Here is a 1059-nt window from a genome sequence, read left to right as displayed (position 1 = left end):
CATATTTAGCGACTGACACACCGCCTTCGCGAGCAAGCCCGCTCCCACATTGGACTCTTTGTGGCTGTTACACCTCGCTGGTCTGTGCCCTGCCGTGCACTGCCGCTTTCTTCGGTACTTCCTCCAGCAACGGAATCTCCTTGCCCTCGGCATCAAACAACTTGCCGCCGCTGAAGTAATCCCCGTCCCGCAACGCCGCCACATCCTGGAAGCACAGGCTGCGCTCAGTCCCCGCAACAAACACCGACTGCTGGTCCGAGTTGCCGGTGGTGAAGTGGTTGAACGCCAGGTTCAACAGGATCGCCATGATCGCCGACGAACTGATCCCTGAATGGAAAATGGTCGCGAACCAGCTCGGGAAGTGGTCATAGAAACTCGGTGCCGCAATCGGGATCATGCCAAAACCGATGGAAGTGGCGACGATGATCAGGTTCATGTTGTTGCGGTAATCAACCTTGGACAAGGTCCGGATACCACTGGCAGCCACGGTGCCGAACAGCACGATCCCGGCACCGCCCAGCACTGAAGTCGGCACTGCCGCAATCACCCGACCCATGAACGGCAGCAGGCCGAGGATCACCAGGAATATCCCGCCGGTGGCAACCACGTAGCGGCTCTTGACCCCGGTCACCGCCACCAGCCCGACGTTCTGGGCGAACGCGCTCTGGGTGAACGAACCGAAGATCGGCGCAAACATGCTCGACAGCATATCCGCGCGCAGTCCATTACCGAGGCGTTTGGAGTCGACTTTGGTGTCGATGATTTCACCCACTGCGAGAATGTCCGCCGAGGTTTCCACCAGGGTCACCATGACCACGATGCACATGGAAATGATCGCCGCCAAATGAAAGGTTGGCATGCCGAAATGAAAGGGCGTGGGAAAGCCGAACATCGGGCCCTGGGTCACGCTGGAAAAGTCAGCCATGCCGAGGAATACCGCGATCACCGTACCGATCACCATCGCCAGCAGGATCGACAGCCGCGAGATGGTCGCGCTGCCGATCTTGCTCAGCAGCAACACCAGCACCAGGGTCAACGCCGCCAGGCCGATGTTCGGCA

1 protein-coding gene is annotated in these 1059 nt (G+C 59.5%); it reads right to left on the bottom strand.

The features are described from left to right. Positions 1-67 precede the first annotated feature (67 nt). Positions 68-1059, bottom strand: a 992-nt coding sequence (locus ACZ4FV_RS52485; RefSeq protein WP_465328583.1) for a solute carrier family 23 protein, incomplete at its 5' end; no start/stop codon positions are given.

The organism is Embleya sp. NPDC025285 (assembly GCF_055558835.1).
The sequence above is the reverse complement of the archived record's forward strand: the minus strand, read 5'-3'. Positions and strand labels throughout refer to the sequence as shown.